We start from the raw sequence: 17,203 nt of genomic DNA, 5'->3' as shown, positions 1-17,203 counted from the left end.
AATGAGGCCAAACCTTGGCCACATTTCCGTTATCGAAGCTGTTATGGCAAAGAAAAGCTTGCCGACGCGCTGCGGGCAGGTCATAGGCTGGTAAGGAATTTTCAAGTATAAGCCGTCTATGATTCCGTTTCATGCTTCGAGGGGAGTGGCGAAACAGATCAAGCTGCCGCTCTTCGCATTTATGGGCTAAGTCAGAATGCGCATCCGTCACCTTGCCTATGTATCCCTGATGGCGCTGGCGCTCGCCGGCTGCAACGACGCGCTGGACACGGCGTCGGTCGACCTTTCCACGGTGAAGAACAAGGTCGAACAGCCGCTGCCCAGCCATATCCTTGCGGACATGGCGAAAAAGAACATGGACCGCAACTCGCCGATCATGATCCGCATCTTCAAGGAAGAGGGTGCGATGGAGATCCTGAAGGCGAACCAGAACAATCGCTTCGAAGTCATCGCGGATTACAAGATCTGCGCCTGGTCCGGGCGGCTGGGTCCGAAGGTGAAGGAAGGCGACCGGCAGGCGCCGGAAGGCTTCTACATGCTGACGCCGGCCAACCTGAACCCGAATTCGAAATACTACCTCGCCATCAACACCGGTTTCCCGAACCGCTACGACGCCGCCAATGGCCGTACCGGCGCCAATCTGATGATCCATGGCGCCTGCTCTTCGTCCGGCTGCTATTCGATGACCGACCAGCAGGTGCTGGAAATCTACGCCTTCGCGCGCGACGCCTTCAAGGGCGGCCAGAAGGCAATCCAGCTCGAAGCCTTCCCTTTCCGCATGACGGCGGAGAACATGTGGAAGCATCGTCTGAGCCCCAATATCGACTTCTGGAAGATGCTGAAGGTCGGCTACGACAATTTCGAAGTCACCAAGCGGCCGCCTGAGGTCGAGGTCTGCGAGAAGAAATACGTCTTCAATCAGCAGGCCAGCGAACCGTTCAATGCCGGTGGCAAATGCCCGGTCATGACCACGCCGCCAGCCCTGCAGGTGGCGCTTGCGGCCTACGACAAGCAATACAAGGCCGATTATGCCGTCGCCACGAAGAAGTATGACGGCATGGCCTGGTACGATCCGACCGAAGCCGAGCGCAAGGCCGTCGTCGCCAAGCAGCGCAAGGGTCACGATCTTGCTTATGCGCCGACTGGCACCGCGCTTGCCGCCGGCAAGATGATGAAGGTTGCCGATCTCGAATCGATGGCATCCAACCAATCGGCACAGCAGATCGCGCGCGGCGGCACGGTGGCGAGCCCGACGGCCAATCCGTCGACTGCAAGCATCCGCGTGGCGACAGCAGCTCCCGAGACGGCCGCGCAGCAGCCCAGCGGCCCCATGGTAGCAGCCAATGTTCCGGCTAATGTACCGATTCCGATGGCGAACCCGATGAACCCGGCCGTCAATCCGCTCGCCTATGCGCCGCCTCCGCCCGTCGAGACCGCGCAGACCGAGGCCAAGAAGCCGCCTTTCTGGAAGTTCTGGGCCAAGAGTGAATAGCTCGGATAACGGGATCTATGATCTGCGCGGGCTGAAATGCCCCTACCCGGCGATCAAGACGGAAAAGCGCCTGCGCGGCATGGAAAGCGGCGCGACGTTGACCGTCGAGACGACCGACCCGCTTGCCGCCATCGATATCCCGCATCTCTGCAATGAGAAAGGCCACACGCTCCTCACGAGCGAGAAGACGGAAAGCGGCCATCGCTTCGTGATCCGGAGAGGCTGACGGTCGGGCCATCCTCGTGGTTCGAGGGTCGCTTCGCTCCCGCCTCACCATGAGGATGGAGCGAATTCGCCCGATGCAATCGTCAGGAACTGGTGGCGATGTACAGAGATCTTTCTCTGAAGCGGGCCGTAAAAGTGGACGGCTAACTTATAGCTCCTCCCTTTCTCCCCAGCGGGAAGAAGGTAGAAACCTTAGAACCGCATCCCCGGCACCGCGAGCGGATTGTCCTGTAGCGCCGCCCTGTCCGGCGTATCGACGCGCGGCTTGCTAAGGAAGGCATCGAACAGGCCCTTCACGAAATCCTCCGGCAAGTCCTTGGTGATGATCACCATGCGCGTGCGCCGGTCTTCGGGATCGGGCCAGGCCGGCAGTCGCACCGGCGGATGGAAGATGTTCTGCACGCCATGCAGTACGACGGGACGCTCCGGCCGGTCCGACACGGCAACGATCGCCTTCATGCGCAGCAGCTTTTCGCCATGCGCCGAACGAAGGAGATCGATGAACATCTCGAGTGCCGTCGGATCGATCGGCTGCGTCTCGACGATCGAGAACGACCGGATAGACCCGTCATGACGGGTGACGTCATGGGCGTGCTGATGCCGGTGGCCATGGTGATGCCCATGATGGTGATGGTGGTGTCCATGATCGCCATGACGGTGGTCATGATCATGGTCATAATGATCATGGTCATAATGATCGTGGTCATCATGGTGATGATGATCGTCGTCCGCCTCTAGCTCGTCCCGCAGCCAGCGGCCGACATCGGCGATCTTCGAAGCCGGATCGTAAAGGCCGTTGACGAGAATGGCGGCGCGCCCTGCCTCGTCGCTATCGGCATTCAGGATCTGCGCCCGGGGATTGAGCGCCCTCAGCCGGCTCTCCAGCTGGCCTTCGGGCACCGCGCCGGCAATTCCGGTCTTGGAAACGATCAGACGGTCTGCAACCGCTACCTGTTTGCGCGCTTCTTCATGATTGTCGAGCGTCTGCAGGCCGTTGACCGCGTCGACGACGGTGATGACGCCATCCAGGTCGAAATTGGTGGCGATGATCGGATTGCCCACGATCGACTGCATGACGGGAGCCGGATCGGCAAGACCGGTCGTTTCGATGACGACGCGCTTCAGCGGCCGGATGCGGCCGGTCTGCATGGCGTCCATCAGGTTCGCCAGCGTATCCACCAGTTCACCGCGCACCGTGCAGCACAGGCAGCCATCGGAAAGTTCGATGATGGAATCGCCGGAGCTTTCCACCAGCAGATGATCGATGCCGACATCGCCGAACTCGTTGATGATGACGGCGGCATCACGCATGGCCTCGTCCTTGAGGATGCGGTTGAGCAGGGTCGATTTACCCGCTCCGAGAAAGCCGGTCAGGATGGCAACCGGTACTCTTTGCTGCGAAACGCTCATGGGGGATATCCGATATCAGAAAGTGGGACGCGGCATCGGGATCGGCACACCGGACGCACCGCCGGAAATGGCGATTTTATTGTCCCTGGTCGCCTTGTCGCCTCTGGCCGTCACATCGTCCTTGTCGCCCTTGGCGGCCGTCGCGACATCCTGGCCGCCGATCAGGCCGGCATAGACGAAATTCGGCTCGTGATCCATTTCATGGATATAGGGCGACTGCACCTTGGTGCGGCCGAACGGATCGCGGGTCTCGCTGCGCGCCTGTGCGCCCTTGGTGCTGCAGATGTCGGCGGTGACATCGGCGACCTCCTCCGCGAGCGGCGCGTCGGGTCTGAGCGTCGCCAGCGTGTCGCGGGTAGACAGCTGGTTCTGGAAACCTTTTTCCAGGAAATTGGCGGAATCGTCGGCGCGCGCCGCCAGGCTGTCGGTTCCAAGAACGACCGAGATCAGCGTGCGGCCGTTGCGGGTGGCCGATGCGATCTGGTTGAAGCCGGCGGCGCAGATGAAGCCTGTCTTCATGCCGTCGGCGCCTTCAAAGCGGCCGATGAGCATATTGATGTTCGGCACCTGCTTGACGCCGTTGGTGAAGCCCTCCAGCGAGAAATAGCCGGCATATTGCGGAAACTCGCGGCGCAGCGCGACGCTTAAGATGGCGAGATCGCGCGCCGTCGTATATTGCCCCTTGCCGGGAAGGCCGTTCGGATTGATGAAATGCGAGTCGCGCATGCCGAGGCGGGCGGCTTCTGCATTCATCCGCGCCACGAAGCCCTGCTGCGAGCCGCCGACGGTCTCGGCGACCGCCATGGCGAGATCGTTGGCTGATTTGACCAGCATCATCTTCATGGCATTGTCGAGCGTCATCTTCTGGCCCGGCTTGAAATACATCTTCGCCGGCGGCTGTGCCGCTGCAAGCTTCGACATGACGACCGGCGTATCGAGCCTGACCTGACCGGATTGGATGGCCCGGAAGGTCACATAGGTCGTCATCAGCTTGGTGAGCGAAGCGGGATACCAGCGGCGAAACGCCTCCTGCTGGTCGAGAACGCGTCCGGTGCCGACATCGACGAGAATATGCGGATTGGCTGCGGCCGTCTGCGCGGTCGACAGGAAAAGCATGGATGCTGCTGCGGCCATTGGAGCGAGCCGCAGGGCGGCATACAAACGATTCTGCTTCGTCGGCACGATCTATCCTTCAGAAGTCCGGAATTTTCTCGAAAGCTTCGTCTATTTAACCTATATGGCTAGGAGAAGGCAAAGGCGATTGACGACTTTATTTCCCGTCAGCACATCGCAAAGGCCCCGATGCGCGGGCCAAAGCCGTGCGACGGATCCGTGAGTTGAACCAGAATCGATATTGAGCAGCAGGAAAATCAGCATGCCGATCTTGAACAGGGCCGCAGAACTCCAGGGCGAAGTGACCGAGTGGCGCCGCCATATCCATGCACATCCGGAACTCCTCTATGCCGTTGAGAACACGGCCGCCTTCGTGGCCGAGAAACTGCGCTCCTTCGGCGTCGACGAGGTGGTGACCGGCATTGGCCGCACCGGCGTCGTCGGCCTGATCCGCGGCAAGGGCGCAGGGCGCACTGTCGGCCTGCGCGCCGATATGGACGCCCTGCCGCTGACCGAGATCACCGGCAAGCCCTATGCTTCCGAAACGCCCGGCAAGATGCATGCCTGCGGCCATGACGGCCACACGGCCATGCTGCTGGGTGCTGCGAAATACCTCGCCGAGAACCGGAATTTCAACGGCAATGTCGCCGTCATCTTCCAGCCGGCAGAAGAAGGCGGCGCCGGCGGCGACGCCATGGTCAAGGACGGCATGATGGAGCGCTTCGAAATCGCCGAAGTCTATGGCATGCACAATATGCCCGGCCTGCCCGTTGGCCATTTCGCCATCCGCAAGGGCGCGATCATGGCGGCGACCGATGAATTCACCGTCTCGATCAAGGGTGTCGGCGGCCATGCCGCCATGCCGCACAAGACGATCGACCCGATCGCCATCGGCGCGCAGATCGTTTCCAATTTGCAGCTCATCGCCTCGCGCAGCGCCGATCCGCTGAAATCGGTCGTCGTCTCCGTCACCAAGTTCAATGCCGGCAATGCGCATAACGTCATCCCGAACGATGCGAGCCTTGACGGCACGGTGCGCACGCTCGATCCAGAGATGCGCGACCTGGCCGAACAGCGCTTCAAGCAGATCGTGACGGGCATTGCCGCCACCCACGGCGCCGAAGCCGAGATCGAGTTCCATCGCAACTATCCGGTCACCTTCAACCACGCCGACGAGACCGATCATGCGATTGCCATCGCCGAGGAAATCGCCGGCGCGGGCAATGTGATCCCGGATATCGATCCGATGATGGGCGGAGAGGATTTCTCCTACATGCTGCTCGCCCGCCCCGGCGCCTTCATCTTCGTCGGCAACGGCGACAGCGCCGGCCTGCACAACCCGGCCTACGACTTCAACGATGAAGCCATCGCCCACGGCATTTCCTATTGGGTGCGCCTCGCCGAACAGCGCCTCAGCGCCTGAGACGCCGCCACCATTTTCCGTGCGCCTCACCCGGGCGCACGGCCCCGCAAAAGCGAATTGTCCCTGGGACGTAAAAGGGCTTGGCTTCGGGCCTTTGCTTTTGTATGGATCATGCCGAGTGGTCTCGTAGCTCAGCAGGATAGAGCACCAGATTCCTAATCTGGGGGTCACGCGTTCGAATCGCGTCGAGATCACCATTTTCCATCCTCACTGATGACCGCGTGATCGAGATTGGAAGAACATCAGACTTCAACGCGTGCAGACGATCTAACCCTTGTTGAGCCAAGTCTGCTCAATCTACAGGGTTTTGAACAAGCGCTCATGCGCGGTTGGTCGCCAGATCCCCGGCGCCAGCATGACAAGTCGTTTATCGAGACTGAACTGACAGCACTCAGGAAAGACAGATCGGCTTTCCTCGCCCGTACTAGATCGAATGAAATCGTTGCCACAGCGGTATCGAATCGGGAACCTCAGTGCCTTATCGCCCGCCCATTCTGGATCTGGGATGGGGGCTTTTGTGGCTACATTACATTGCGCTATTTGGCCGGAACGACCCAACTGCCCCTACATGTCCCAGGTCATGTGGGCTATTCAGTCGTCCCTTGGAAACAAGGTCGAGGGTACGCAACGCAAGCGCTGCGGCTTCTATTGCCGGTTGCAAAGGCGGTTGGCTTTACCAATATCAGCATCGTCTGCAACGAAGATAACCTCGCCTCGAAGCGCGTTATCGAGAAAGCGGGAGGCGTGCTTGACCGGACAAGCATCCATGCGTCGGATTCTCCAACCGTATCGAAACTATTTTTCGATCTGCCGACCTACTTATAATTGAACGGGTCCGGATGGTTCCCGAAGCTGCCGGTCAGCGCCGTATAGAAGATAGTCCTGCCATCGATCGATTCGCTGGCGGGACGATGTTCAGCCAGGTCAGCCTTTCCGCTGTGGTCTCAGCCCCTCATCCGACCCTTCGGACCACCTTCTCCCTAAGGGGAGAAGGAGCTGCGCTGATATGCGATCGCTTTGCCGTGAGGCCATCGGGCGCGGGATGAACGAAAGCTGAAAACCCGCAGATCACCCCACCGCGATCCTGTTCCTGACCAGCCGGACGCCGGGAATGGATTCCGCGACCGCCGTTGCGCGCCGCACCTCCTGCTGTGTTGCGACCGAGCCGTCCAGGCGGATTTCCTGCCCCGCCGCGGTCACCGTGACATCGGAAGCATCGATTCCGCCGGCAACGGCGAGCGCATTGGCAACCGTGGATTCCAGGGCCGAGCGCCTGGCTTGTTCGTTTTCCAAATAGAGCTCCATGCCATGAAACGTTGCTGCCTTGAAAACCATTCGTCACTCTCCGCATTCGAGTGGTCGGAAAACGCAGCACTTTGCAATTGGTTCAACGGAACCTGAAAAAATATTACTAAATCGGTGATTTCGCCTTTTGCGTGCACCAACAGCAGAACCGTTGCATCGCTGCAGACTTGCCGCTCCAGGCAATCCCCTGTAGAGCCTTGGGGGAACAGCAGCAAATGCGGATACCTGAATGAACACCGGCAGCAAGACGCGTCGCCGCCTGACGATATTGGGTTCGACCGGCTCCATCGGCCAGAATACGCTTGACGTCATTGCCCAGCTGGGCGGGCGCGACGCCTTCGACATCGCCGCCATTACCGGGCATGACAATATCGGCCTATTGGCCGAGCAGGCCAAGGCCTGCGGCGCCGCTTTCGCGGTGACCGCCAATGAAGAGCGTTATCAGGATCTGAAGGATGCCCTGGCCGGATCGGGCATCGCCGTCGGCGCGGGCAGGAGTGCCCTGATGGAAGCCGCCTCCATGCCTTCGGATTGGGTGATGGCGGCGATCGTCGGCACGGCCGGCCTTGCCCCGACGCTGGCGGCCGCGCGGCGCGGCGCTGATATCGCGCTCGCCAACAAGGAATGCCTCGTCTCCGCCGGCGACCTTTTCGTGCGCGCCGTAACCGAAGGCGGCGGCCGGCTGATCCCGGTCGACAGCGAGCACAGCGCCATTTTCCAGGCGCTGGAAGAAGACCAGCAGCATGCGGTGGAGCGCATCATCATCACCGCGTCCGGCGGCCCCTTCCGCACCTGGACGCGCGAGCAGATGGCCAATGTCACGCCGGCGATCGCCCGCGCCCATCCCAATTGGTCGATGGGCTTCAAGATCTCCATCGGCAGCGCCTCGATGTTCAACAAGGCGCTTGAGATGATCGAGGCCAAGCACTTGTTCAACGTGCGCCCCGATCAGATCGAGGTCGTGGTCCATCCGCAATCCGTCATTCACTCGATGGTCGGCTATACGGACGGGTCGGTGCTGGCGCAGCTCGGCTGTCCCGATATGCGGACCGCCATCGGTTACGCGCTGACTTACCCCGCCCGCACCAAGCTCAGCGTCGAGCGGCTGGATTTCGCCAAGCTCGCGCGGCTGGATTTCGAGGCGCCGGACGAGGTTCGCTTCCCGGCATTGCGCCTTGCCCGCACGGCGCTGGAGCGCGGCGGCCTGCAGGGTGCGATCATGAATGCGGCCGAAGAGATCGCCTTCCACGCCTTCGTGGATGGCCGCATCGGCTTCCTGGAAATGGCCGATATCGCCGAAGCCGTCATGGACGAGATGATCGCGACCGGCAGCGCCGAAACCATGGATGCCGTCTTTGCGGCCGACGCCGAGGCGCGCAGCCGCGCAGCCGTGCTCGTCGCCCAGCGGGAAAAGGCTGCGTAAGTAAACTCCTACGATAAATCGAAGCTTTCCGCATTCGCTACGCAACTGCATATCCGGCGGTTGCCATTCCCGACAATGATGCTAGAGAGAAATTCCGGCTTCACTTTCAAGGGAATCACGATGCCGGACTTCTCCACGATCATTCTGTTCGCCGCCGCCGCGCTGGTGCTCACCGCTACGCCCGGTCCCGACATGCTTCTCATTGCCTCACGCAGTGTCAGCCAGGGCCGCACCGCCGGCTTGCTCACCTATGCCGGCATTGCGCTCGGCACCTATTGCCACGCCATGGCAGCAGCCCTCGGACTGTCACGACTCTTCCTCACCGTGCCTGTCGCTTATGAGACCGTGCGTTGGGCAGGCTGCGCCTATCTGCTCTATCTGGCCGTCAAGACGCTCCGCTCACAGGGTTCTGCGTTCACACCGTCAGCCGGACTCAAGCGTCTTTCGGGTAAGCGCATCTTCGTCGAGGGCCTGGCGACCAATATTCTTAATCCGAAGATGGCACTGTTCGTGCTTGCGCTCTTCCCGCAATTCGTCGATCCCAACGGCTCGATGATCCTGCAGATGGCACTGCTCGCCACCATTCTCAACGGAATCGGCTTTCTCGTGAACGGCTCCGTCATCCTTCTCGGCAGCCATATCCGCGGCCGGCTTTCGGCGATCAGGCACTTTCCGAAGCTGCCGCAATATCTGCTGGCGACGGTATTTGCCGGCCTCGCCTGCCGCCTGGCTTTGGGAAGCCGCGGCTAACGCCCGCACAAATAATCATTGCGGAAAACGGCATCACACCGATATTCCGCAATGAAGCACATTTCAGGCCGAAGCCGTCTTTTACGCGACGGCCCTTGCCAGCGCACAGCGCGACCACAGCGCATGCAGCGCACCGACCAGCTGCTCGATATCGCCATCCGAATGCAGTGGCGTCGGCGTGATGCGCAGGCGCTCGGTCTTCTTCGGCACGGTGGGATAGTTGATCGGCTGGACATAGACGCCGGCGTCGAGCAGCAGATCCGAAATCCACTTGCACTTGGCAGCATCGCCGACCATGACCGGCACGACATGGCTCGGGTTCGGCATATGCGGAATACCGGCCGCATCGAGCTGGGCACGCAGCTTGCGCACGCGATCCTGATGGCGCATGCGTTCGAACTGGCTGACCTTCAGATGCTGGATAGAAGCGACAGCGCCCGCGGCCAGAGCCGGGGGCAGCGAGGTGGTGAAGATGAAGCCTGACGCAAACGACCGGATGAAATCACAGAGCGCGGTCGAAGCGGCGATATAGCCGCCCATGACGCCGAAGGCCTTGCCGAGCGTGCCTTCGATGACGGTCAGACGATCCATCAATCCTTCGCGCTCGGCAATGCCGCCGCCGCGCGGGCCGTACATGCCGACGGCATGCACTTCGTCGAGATAGGTCATCGCGCCATACTTGTCCGCGAGATCACAGATCTCCTTGATGGGGGCGATGTCACCATCCATGGAATAGACGGATTCAAACGCGATCAGCTTCGGCGCCTTGGGATCGGCCGCCTTCAGCTTGGCTTCAAGATCGTGCAGGTCGTTATGCTTCCAGATGACCTTGTCGCACTTCGCATAGCGAATGCCTTCGATCATCGATGCATGGTTGAGCGCATCCGAGAAGATGATGAGGCCGGGGATGCGCGCGCCGAGCGTGCCGAGCGTCGCCCAGTTGGAGATATAGCCCGACGTGAAGATCAGCGCCGATTCCTTACCATGCAGATCGGCGAGTTCCTGTTCGAGCAGGACGTGATAGTGGTTGGTGCCAGAAATATTCCGGGTGCCTCCCGCACCCGCGCCACAGTGATCGATGGCCTCTTTCATCGCCTCGATCACTTTCGGATGCTGGCCCATGCCGAGATAGTCGTTGGAGCACCAGACAGTCACTTCCTGAGGGCCATTGGCCGTATGCCGGATTGCGCGCGGGAAATTGCCGCGGCGGCGTTCCAGATCTGCGAAGATCCGGTAGCGGCCTTCCTTGTGAAGACCTTCCAGCTCGCCCTTAAAAAATGCTTCGAAATCCATCATCTGCTCCAGTACCGTGCGACCGTTTTCGAGAATGCCGGTTCGCACGTCAACCCCTCCGCATTGCTTTCGCGCCCGCTGCGGCAAATGGCCCTTAATTTTGAACAATTCCAGACAAGAATAGCCAATCACATCAATTTGACAATCGAAACCATGCTGGAAACACTCTCTCTGGAGCGGAGGGTAAACTCCGCCGCTCCGGGCTCGTTCATGGTGAATCTAGGCGGCAGCCACGGCGCGCTTGGCCATGACCTTAACCAGGTTGGCGCGATATTCCGCCGTTGCATGCAGGTCGGAAAGCAACGATGACGGATCGATCGTCAGCCCCGCAACCGCTTCCGGCAGCCAATTCGCCGCAAGCGCCTGCTCCATATCACCCTGGCGGAAGACGCCGTCCGCACCGGCACCGGTGACGGCGACGCGCACGCCGCCTGCCCCCTTGGCGACGAAGACGCCCGTCATCGCATAGCGCGAGGCCGGATTGGGGAACTTGGCATAACCTGCCCTTTCCGGCGCGTCGAAAGCGATCGACGTGATCAGCTCGGCACCTTCCAGCGCTGTCTCGAACAGGCCCTGGAAGAAGTCGTCGGCCGCGATCTGGCGCCGATCGGTGACGATGGTGGCATTCAGCGCCAGTATCGCCGAGGGATAATCCGCCGCCGGGTCGTTATTGGCGACGGACCCGCCGATCGTACCCATGTGCCGGACATGCGGATCGCCGATCATGCCGGCAAGCTCGCAGAGCGCCGGACAGACCGCGCGGATCGCCGCCGAGGAGGCAACCTCCGCATGGGTGGTCGCCGCCCCGATCGTGACCCTGCGGCCATCGACGCGAATCCCCTTGATGGAGGGGATATGCCTGAGATCGACGAGATCGCTCGGCGATGCCAGGCGCTGTTTCATGGTGGCGATCAGCGTCATGCCGCCGGAGACGTATTTACCCTCGTCCGCGTTCGACAGCAGCTTGACGGCTTCGTCGACCGAAGAGGCACGATGGTAATTCGTTGCATACATTGTCCTATCCTCCTCTCGTCTCAGGCCGTGGCCCGCGCCGCTTCCCACACCTTGAGCGGGGTGGCCGGCATGGTCAGCGTATTATTGCCGATCGCATCGGTGATGGCGTTCATCAGTGCCGGCGGCGAGCCGATGGCGCCCGCCTCGCCGCATCCCTTCACACCCAGCGGATTGTTCGGGCAAGGCGTGTTCTGGTGCGAAAGCTGGAACGATGGCAGATCGTCGGCGCGCGGCATGGTGTAATCCATGAAGCTCGCCGTCAGCAGCTGGCCGCTCTCGTCATAATACACGCCCTCCAGCAGCGCCTGGCCGATCCCTTGCGCGATGCCGCCATGCACCTGCCCCTCGACGATCATCGGGTTGATGATGTTGCCGAAGTCGTCGGCGGCGACGAACTGCACGATCTCAGTCTTACCCGTTTCCGGATCAACCTCGACCTCGCAGATGTAGCAGCCGGCCGGGAAGGTGAAGTTCGCCGGATCGTAGAAGGCGGTTTCCTTCAGGCCCGGCTCCATGCCGGCGGGCAGATTGTGCGCGGTGTAGGATGCCAGCGCCACCTGGAACCAGGGCAGCGATTTGTCGGTGCCCGCCACCTTCACTTCACCGTTCTCGATGACGATATCGCTTTCGTCGGCCTCCATCAGGTGCGCGGCGATCTTCTTCGCCTTCGCCTCCACCTTGTCGAGCGCCTTGACCACGGCGGACATGCCGACGGCGCCCGAGCGGGAGCCATAGGTGCCCATGCCCATCTGCACCTTGTCGGTATCGCCATGGACGATGGAAACGCTGTCGATCGGCACCCCGAGCCGGTCGGCGACGAGCTGCGCGAAGGTGGTCTCATGTCCCTGCCCGTGGCTGTGCGAGCCCGTGAGCACTTCGATGGTCCCGACTGCGTTCACCCGCACCTCGGCGGATTCCCACAGGCCGACGCCGGCGCCGAGCGCGCCGACGGCCTGCGACGGTGCAAGACCGCAAGCCTCGATATAGCAGCTCATGCCGATGCCGCGCTTCATGCCGCGGGCAGCCGCCTCCGCCTTACGCGAAGGAAAACCAGCCCAATCCGCCTGCTGCATGGCGGCATTGAGCGAGGCTTCGTAATCGCCCGCGTCGTAATTCATGATGACAGGCGTCTGGTGGGGGAAGGTGCGGACAAAATTGATCCGCCGCAATTCCGCCGGCGAGACGCCGAGTTCGCGTGCTGCCGTCTCGACGGTACGCTCCAGAAGATAGGTCGCCTCCGGACGCCCCGCCCCGCGATAGGCATCGACCGGCACGGTGTTGGTATAGACCGTGCGGACGTTGGCGTGGATCGCCGGGATCGCATACTGGCCCGACAGCAGCGTCGCATAAAGGTAAGTCGGTACGCACGAGGAAAACAGCGACATATAGGCGCCGAGATTGGCGATCGTGTCGACCTTCAGCGCCGTGATGCGGTTCTCCGCATCGAAGGCCATCTTGACCTTGGAAACGTGGTCACGGCCATGCGCATCCGTCAGGAAGGCTTCGGTGCGGTCAGCCGTCCACTTGACCGGCACGCCGGTTTTCTTCGATGCCCAAAGACAGACGATTTCTTCCGGGTAGATGTAGATTTTCGAGCCGAAGCCGCCGCCGACATCAGGCGCGATGACACGCAGCTTGTTTTCCGGGGCGACATTGTAGAAGGCGCTCATGACCAGCCGCGCCACATGCGGGTTCTGGCTCGTCGTATAGCAGGTATAGTGATCTTCGGCGGCATCATAGATGCCGAGCGTGGCGCGCGGCTCCATGGCATTCGGCGAAAGCCGGTTGTTATGGAGCTCGATCTCGGTGACATGCGCGGCTTCGGCGATCGCCTTGTCGGTTGCGGCCGCATCGCCGAGCTCCCAGTCGAAAATCTGATTGTCGGGTGCTTCGGGATGGATCTGCGGCGCGCCCGCTTTCAATGCATCCACCGCCTCGACGACGGCAGGCAGCTCTTCATAGTCGACCTCTACGGCTTCCGCCGCATCGCGGGCTTCGCCGAGACTGTCGGCGACGACGATGGCGACGGCATCGCCGACATAGCGGACAGTATCGACCGCCAGAGGCCGCCAGGCGCCCATCTTCATCGGGGATCCGTCCTTTGAATGGATCATCCAGCCGCAGATCAGGTTGCCGATGCCATCATCAAGCAATTGCTTGCCGTCGAGCACGCCGATGACGCCCGGCATGGAAAGTGCCGCCGACGCATCGATACTTGTGATCTTTGCATGCGCATGCGGGCTGCGGACGAAATAGGCATATTTCATGCCCGGCGTCACCATGTCGTCGGTGTAGCGCCCCTTGCCCGTCAGAAATCGCTTATCTTCCTTGCGCGCAACACGCGCACCAATGCCTTCCACGCCCATCACATCCTCCCATCGGGGTTGCGGGCCTGGCACCACGCCAAGACGACGATCATTGGCGTCTCGCCAGACAGTCTCGGTGAAACTCTATTCAGCCGCCTGTTTGGCGGCATTCATCTCGGCATTGGCTGAAAGCACCGCCTTGACGATGTTGTGATAGCCGGTGCACCGACAGATATTGCCTTCGAGCTCGCTGCGAACAATCTTTTCGTCCAGCTTGCCGCCATGACGGTTGATCATGTCGACCGATGCCATCACCATGCCCGGCGTGCAGAAGCCGCATTGCAGGCCGTGATGCTCCTTGAAGGCGGCCTGGACCGGATGCAGCTCGCCATTGGCGGCCAGACCCTCGATGGTAGTGATCTTGGAGCCGGAAGCCTGAACGGCCAGGATCGAACAGCTCTTCACCGACTTACCATCCATGTGGATGACACAGGCACCGCACTGGCTGGTATCGCAGCCGACATGGGTTCCGGTCAGGCCGAGTTTTTCCCTAATGAAATGGACAAGCAGCGTGCGATCCTCGCACTCGCCGCTGACCGAACGGCCGTTCACCGTCAAAGTCACCTTTGCCATATTTTCCTCCTCGCCTCTCCTCCAGAGGCAAGGAGCATCATTTGACTTTTTTTGCAGTCCAATCAACCTCTACTTTAGAACGGTCGCGGATTTTCTGCTTCGCGCCCGTCGTTTTACTCTCCGAATGCGAAGCTGCCTTTGTTCGGCAACAAAAAAACTATTGCCAGCCAATGGACAATCATATTTTGCACGATATTTTTCATCATTGCAGGACTGAAAGACAGCCCATCGTGGTGGAGCTGAAGAATGGGACGACGTTGGCCGGGGTTCGGCTTAACTAACGTTGGAGAGAGTAAATGAAAAAAGTTCTTATGCTCGCATTGGTCGGCTTGTCTATCGCAAGCTGCACGCCGACTGAACAGGGCGCAGGCATCGGTGCAGCATCCGGCGCCATTATCGGCGGCGCAGTCACCGGCAACGTCCGCGGCGCCGCGGTCGGCGCAGCCATCGGCGGCGTTTCCGGCGCCGTCATCGGCAGCGTCCGGGAGCAGCCCGGCCAGTGCTACTACCGCGACCGCTACGGTCGTCGCTACATCGACGATTGCCCACGCGGCGGCTACGGCGGCTACTGATCGATCCAAGCACGAAGCTTTCGAAAGTCCCGGACGCAAGTCCGGGACTTTTTGATTCCGGCCGATAAATGGCTGTGGCGCCGGCACCAAACGCGCCTGCCGCATGGCCTGGACAACCCGTGGACGCTGTTTTTCAGGTTGCTCGAATATGTCGGAACTGTGCCGAAAACGTCAGCATTTCAGCCATTAAGGGGCATTTTTCCACGTTTTTGACTCCAAAAAGGTACACCTGAACGACTTTTGCCTCTATGGTGGCCGCGCGTTAACTCCCGGGAAACGTCAAACTGAGTAAGTTCTCATGTAACCGTAAAGCGGCGTATGCATAAAAGAACTGAACCGAGAAAGAGTATTGCGTATCGGCGGGCAGGAACCGTGGCAGCGGTTGCGGCAGTGCTTGCGCTCGGTCCGATGTATGCCGGAAACGCCTTTGCGTTTAAACTCTTCGGGATAAAGCTCTGGGGCGAGGATGAAACGGCGGACCAGGTTTCCGATCCCGTTCGCTACACGGTCGATTTCAAGGCCGACAATCTCGACAAGGATCTGAAGGAATCGTTGAACGACAGCTCGATGCTGATTGCCGACGAGAAAAAGCCCGTATCCGGCGATCTCGGCGTTGTCGTCAAGGCGCGCGACGATCGTGACAGGCTGATTGCTAGCCTCTATGAAAAGGCGCGCTACGGCGGCGTGGTCACCATTACCATCAATGGCACCCCGCTCGACGCATTGCCGCCGACGCCGACCTTCAGCCGCGCCAAGCCAGTTGCCGTCACTATCAGCGTTGATCCCGGTCCTGTCTTCAAACTCGGCAGAATCAACCTCCAGGGCGACGCCGCCAGGCTGGACCCGGCGAATTATGGGCTCGTGCGTGGCGGCGATGCCGGTTCCCTGACGATCCTGAAGGCCGGCGACAAGATGGTCGCCGATTTCAAGAACGAGGGACATCCGCTTGCCAGGCTCGACAAGCGCGATGTCATCGCCGACCATGCGAGCGACACGGTCGACGTCTCGCTGAAAGTCGAAAGCGGCCCCATCGCTCCCTTCGGCAATGTCGGTGTCACCGGCCAGAAATCGGTCGATCCGGATTTCATCAAGCGCTATGCCCGCATTAATGAAGGCAAGCCTTACTCTCCCGACGAATTGAAGAAAGCATCGGACCGCTTGAGAAAACTCGGCGTCTTTTCCAGCGTCACCATCCGCGAGGCCGACAAGCTGGCGCCTGATGGCAGCATCCCGACGACCATTGAAGTCTCGGAAGGCAAGCAGCGCTTCTTCGGCGTCGGCGCGCAATATTCCACCATCGACGGCTTCGGCCTGCAGGGCTATTGGGGACACCGTAATCTGACCGGCCGCGCGGATTCGCTGCGCATCGAGGGCTCCATCTCCCGCATCGGCGAGACGACCGATGTCGGCCAGTTCGATTACACGGCCGGCATCACCTATGTCAGGCCCGCGACCTTCTATCCTTCGGCAACCTTCACGGCCGGCCTCAAGATGCAGAGCCTGCATCCGGACGCCTACGACGCCAATACCGCGACGGCAAGCAGCAGCCTTGCTTACGAAATCAACGATCAGGATACCGTCTCCGCTGGCGGCGAGATATCCTATGAACAGGATACCACCGACGCCTTCGGCAAGCACAACTATCTGACGGTCGCGATCCCGCTCGAATATGTCAGAGACACGCGCGACAACAAGCTGGACCCGACCGAGGGCTACCGCGCTTCGATCGGCGCCAAGCCGAGCTATGAGGCGATGGGCGGCACGATCTTCAGCTCGCTCGAGGGCTCGATCACCGGCTACAAGGGCATCGGCGCCAACAATAACGTCGTCTTTGCCGGCAAGCTTGCCGCCGGCTCGCTGCTGGGCGCAAACAATATCGAGGATATTCCAGCCACCCGGCGCTTCTATGCCGGCGGCGGCGGCTCGGTGCGTGGCTACGGCTATCAGGAGATCTCGCCCTACAATTCCAACGGCGACGAAACCGGCGGACGCTCCTATGTGACCGCCTCTTTCGAAGCCCGCGTGAAGATCACCGATACGATCGGCATCGTCCCCTTCGTCGATATGGGTAGCGTTACCGACACCACCTTCCCGGACTTGTCCGATCTGCGCATTGGCGCAGGCGTCGGCCTGCGCTACGCTACGCCCTTCGGTCCGATCAGGCTCGATGTCGCCGTTCCATTGAAGAAATATGACGACGGCACATCTTATGGCATCTATGCCGGCATTGGTCAGGCCTTCTGA

15 protein-coding genes and 1 tRNA gene are annotated in these 17,203 nt (G+C 60.7%); 9 read left to right on the top strand and 7 right to left on the bottom strand.

The genetic code is table 11. From position 1 onward, the window contains the following. Window positions 1-196 precede the first annotated feature (196 nt). Both HGP16_RS10790 and HGP16_RS10785 read left to right on the top strand, forming a co-directional pair. Window positions 197-1,492, top strand: a complete 1,296-nt coding sequence (locus HGP16_RS10790; protein ID WP_168839988.1) for a L,D-transpeptidase family protein — start codon at window positions 197-199, stop codon at window positions 1,490-1,492. Continuing rightward, complete coding sequence (locus tag HGP16_RS10785) at window positions 1,485-1,718, top strand: sulfurtransferase TusA family protein (protein WP_168839987.1); 234 nt, start codon at window positions 1,485-1,487, stop codon at window positions 1,716-1,718. The genes HGP16_RS10790 and HGP16_RS10785 overlap by 8 nt, the downstream gene beginning before the upstream one ends. A 191-nt stretch (window positions 1,719-1,909) precedes the next feature. Here the strand turns inward: HGP16_RS10785 and HGP16_RS10780 are convergent, their stop codons facing one another. Together HGP16_RS10780 and HGP16_RS10775 are read right to left on the bottom strand one after the other, a co-directional pair. Further along, a complete protein-coding gene (locus HGP16_RS10780; RefSeq protein WP_168839986.1) occupies window positions 1,910-3,127 on the bottom strand; it encodes a GTP-binding protein in 1,218 nt (405 codons plus the stop codon). 15 nt (window positions 3,128-3,142) lie between these two features. Next, the gene (locus tag HGP16_RS10775; RefSeq protein ID WP_168839985.1) at window positions 3,143-4,309 is read right to left on the bottom strand and encodes a D-alanyl-D-alanine carboxypeptidase family protein; all 1,167 of its coding nucleotides are present in this window, start codon (window positions 4,307-4,309) and stop codon (window positions 3,143-3,145) included. Window positions 4,310-4,502: 193 nt separating this feature from the next. Between HGP16_RS10775 and HGP16_RS10770 the strand changes: the two genes are divergently transcribed. The 3 genes from HGP16_RS10770 (at window position 4,503) to HGP16_RS10760 (ending at window position 6,488) form a co-directional block, all read left to right on the top strand. Further along, on the top strand, window positions 4,503-5,663 hold the full coding sequence (locus tag HGP16_RS10770; RefSeq protein WP_168839984.1) for a M20 aminoacylase family protein: 1,161 nt from the start codon (window positions 4,503-4,505) through the stop codon (window positions 5,661-5,663). A gap of 120 nt (window positions 5,664-5,783) precedes the next feature. Continuing rightward, window positions 5,784-5,860 (top strand) — tRNA-Arg (locus tag HGP16_RS10765). A gap of 34 nt (window positions 5,861-5,894) precedes the next feature. Next, entirely contained in the window at window positions 5,895-6,488 is a 594-nt protein-coding gene (locus HGP16_RS10760; RefSeq protein WP_246703311.1) for a GNAT family N-acetyltransferase, read from the top strand. 243 nt (window positions 6,489-6,731) lie between these two features. Here HGP16_RS10760 and HGP16_RS10755 read toward each other — a convergent pair whose 3' ends face one another. Further along, window positions 6,732-6,998, bottom strand: coding sequence for a BON domain-containing protein (locus tag HGP16_RS10755; protein WP_168839983.1), 267 nt, complete (start codon window positions 6,996-6,998; stop codon window positions 6,732-6,734). A 199-nt stretch (window positions 6,999-7,197) separates the two neighbouring features. Here HGP16_RS10755 and dxr point away from each other — a divergent pair, with 199 nt between their 5' ends. Then, window positions 7,198-8,391 carry a 1-deoxy-D-xylulose-5-phosphate reductoisomerase gene (gene dxr / locus HGP16_RS10750; protein WP_168839982.1) on the top strand — a complete coding sequence of 398 codons (1,194 nt, stop codon included), beginning with the start codon at window positions 7,198-7,200 and terminating at the stop codon, window positions 8,389-8,391. Window positions 8,392-8,511: 120 nt separating this feature from the next. Continuing rightward, window positions 8,512-9,141, top strand: a complete 630-nt coding sequence (locus HGP16_RS10745) for a LysE family translocator (RefSeq protein ID WP_168839981.1) — start codon at window positions 8,512-8,514, stop codon at window positions 9,139-9,141. Window positions 9,142-9,222: 81 nt separating this feature from the next. Here the strand turns inward: HGP16_RS10745 and hemA are convergent, their stop codons facing one another. The 4 genes from hemA to HGP16_RS10725 form a co-directional block, all read right to left on the bottom strand. Further along, window positions 9,223-10,434 (bottom strand): 5-aminolevulinate synthase, encoded by a 1,212-nt coding sequence (gene hemA, locus HGP16_RS10740; RefSeq protein ID WP_168840086.1) that lies wholly within the window; start codon window positions 10,432-10,434, stop codon window positions 9,223-9,225. Window positions 10,435-10,653: 219 nt separating this feature from the next. After that, window positions 10,654-11,448 (bottom strand): xanthine dehydrogenase family protein subunit M, encoded by a 795-nt coding sequence (locus HGP16_RS10735; RefSeq protein ID WP_168839980.1) that lies wholly within the window; start codon window positions 11,446-11,448, stop codon window positions 10,654-10,656. A gap of 20 nt (window positions 11,449-11,468) precedes the next feature. After that, complete coding sequence (locus HGP16_RS10730; RefSeq protein ID WP_168839979.1) at window positions 11,469-13,814, bottom strand: xanthine dehydrogenase family protein molybdopterin-binding subunit; 2,346 nt, start codon at window positions 13,812-13,814, stop codon at window positions 11,469-11,471. 84 nt (window positions 13,815-13,898) lie between these two features. Continuing rightward, a complete protein-coding gene (locus HGP16_RS10725; RefSeq protein WP_149635869.1) occupies window positions 13,899-14,387 on the bottom strand; it encodes a (2Fe-2S)-binding protein in 489 nt (162 codons plus the stop codon). Between the two features lie 296 nt (window positions 14,388-14,683). On the opposite strand from HGP16_RS10725, the gene HGP16_RS10720 reads away from it, so the two are divergent. Together HGP16_RS10720 and HGP16_RS10715 are read left to right on the top strand one after the other, a co-directional pair. Further along, window positions 14,684-14,959, top strand: a complete 276-nt coding sequence (locus HGP16_RS10720; protein WP_168839978.1) for a YMGG-like glycine zipper-containing protein — start codon at window positions 14,684-14,686, stop codon at window positions 14,957-14,959. 318 nt (window positions 14,960-15,277) lie between these two features. Continuing rightward, entirely contained in the window at window positions 15,278-17,203 is a 1,926-nt protein-coding gene (locus tag HGP16_RS10715; protein ID WP_168839977.1) for an autotransporter assembly complex family protein, read from the top strand.

It is taken from the genome of Rhizobium sp. P40RR-XXII, from assembly GCF_012641405.1.
Classification (GTDB): Bacteria; Pseudomonadota; Alphaproteobacteria; order Rhizobiales; family Rhizobiaceae; genus Rhizobium.
The sequence above is the reverse complement of the archived record's forward strand: the minus strand, read 5'-3'. Positions and strand labels throughout refer to the sequence as shown.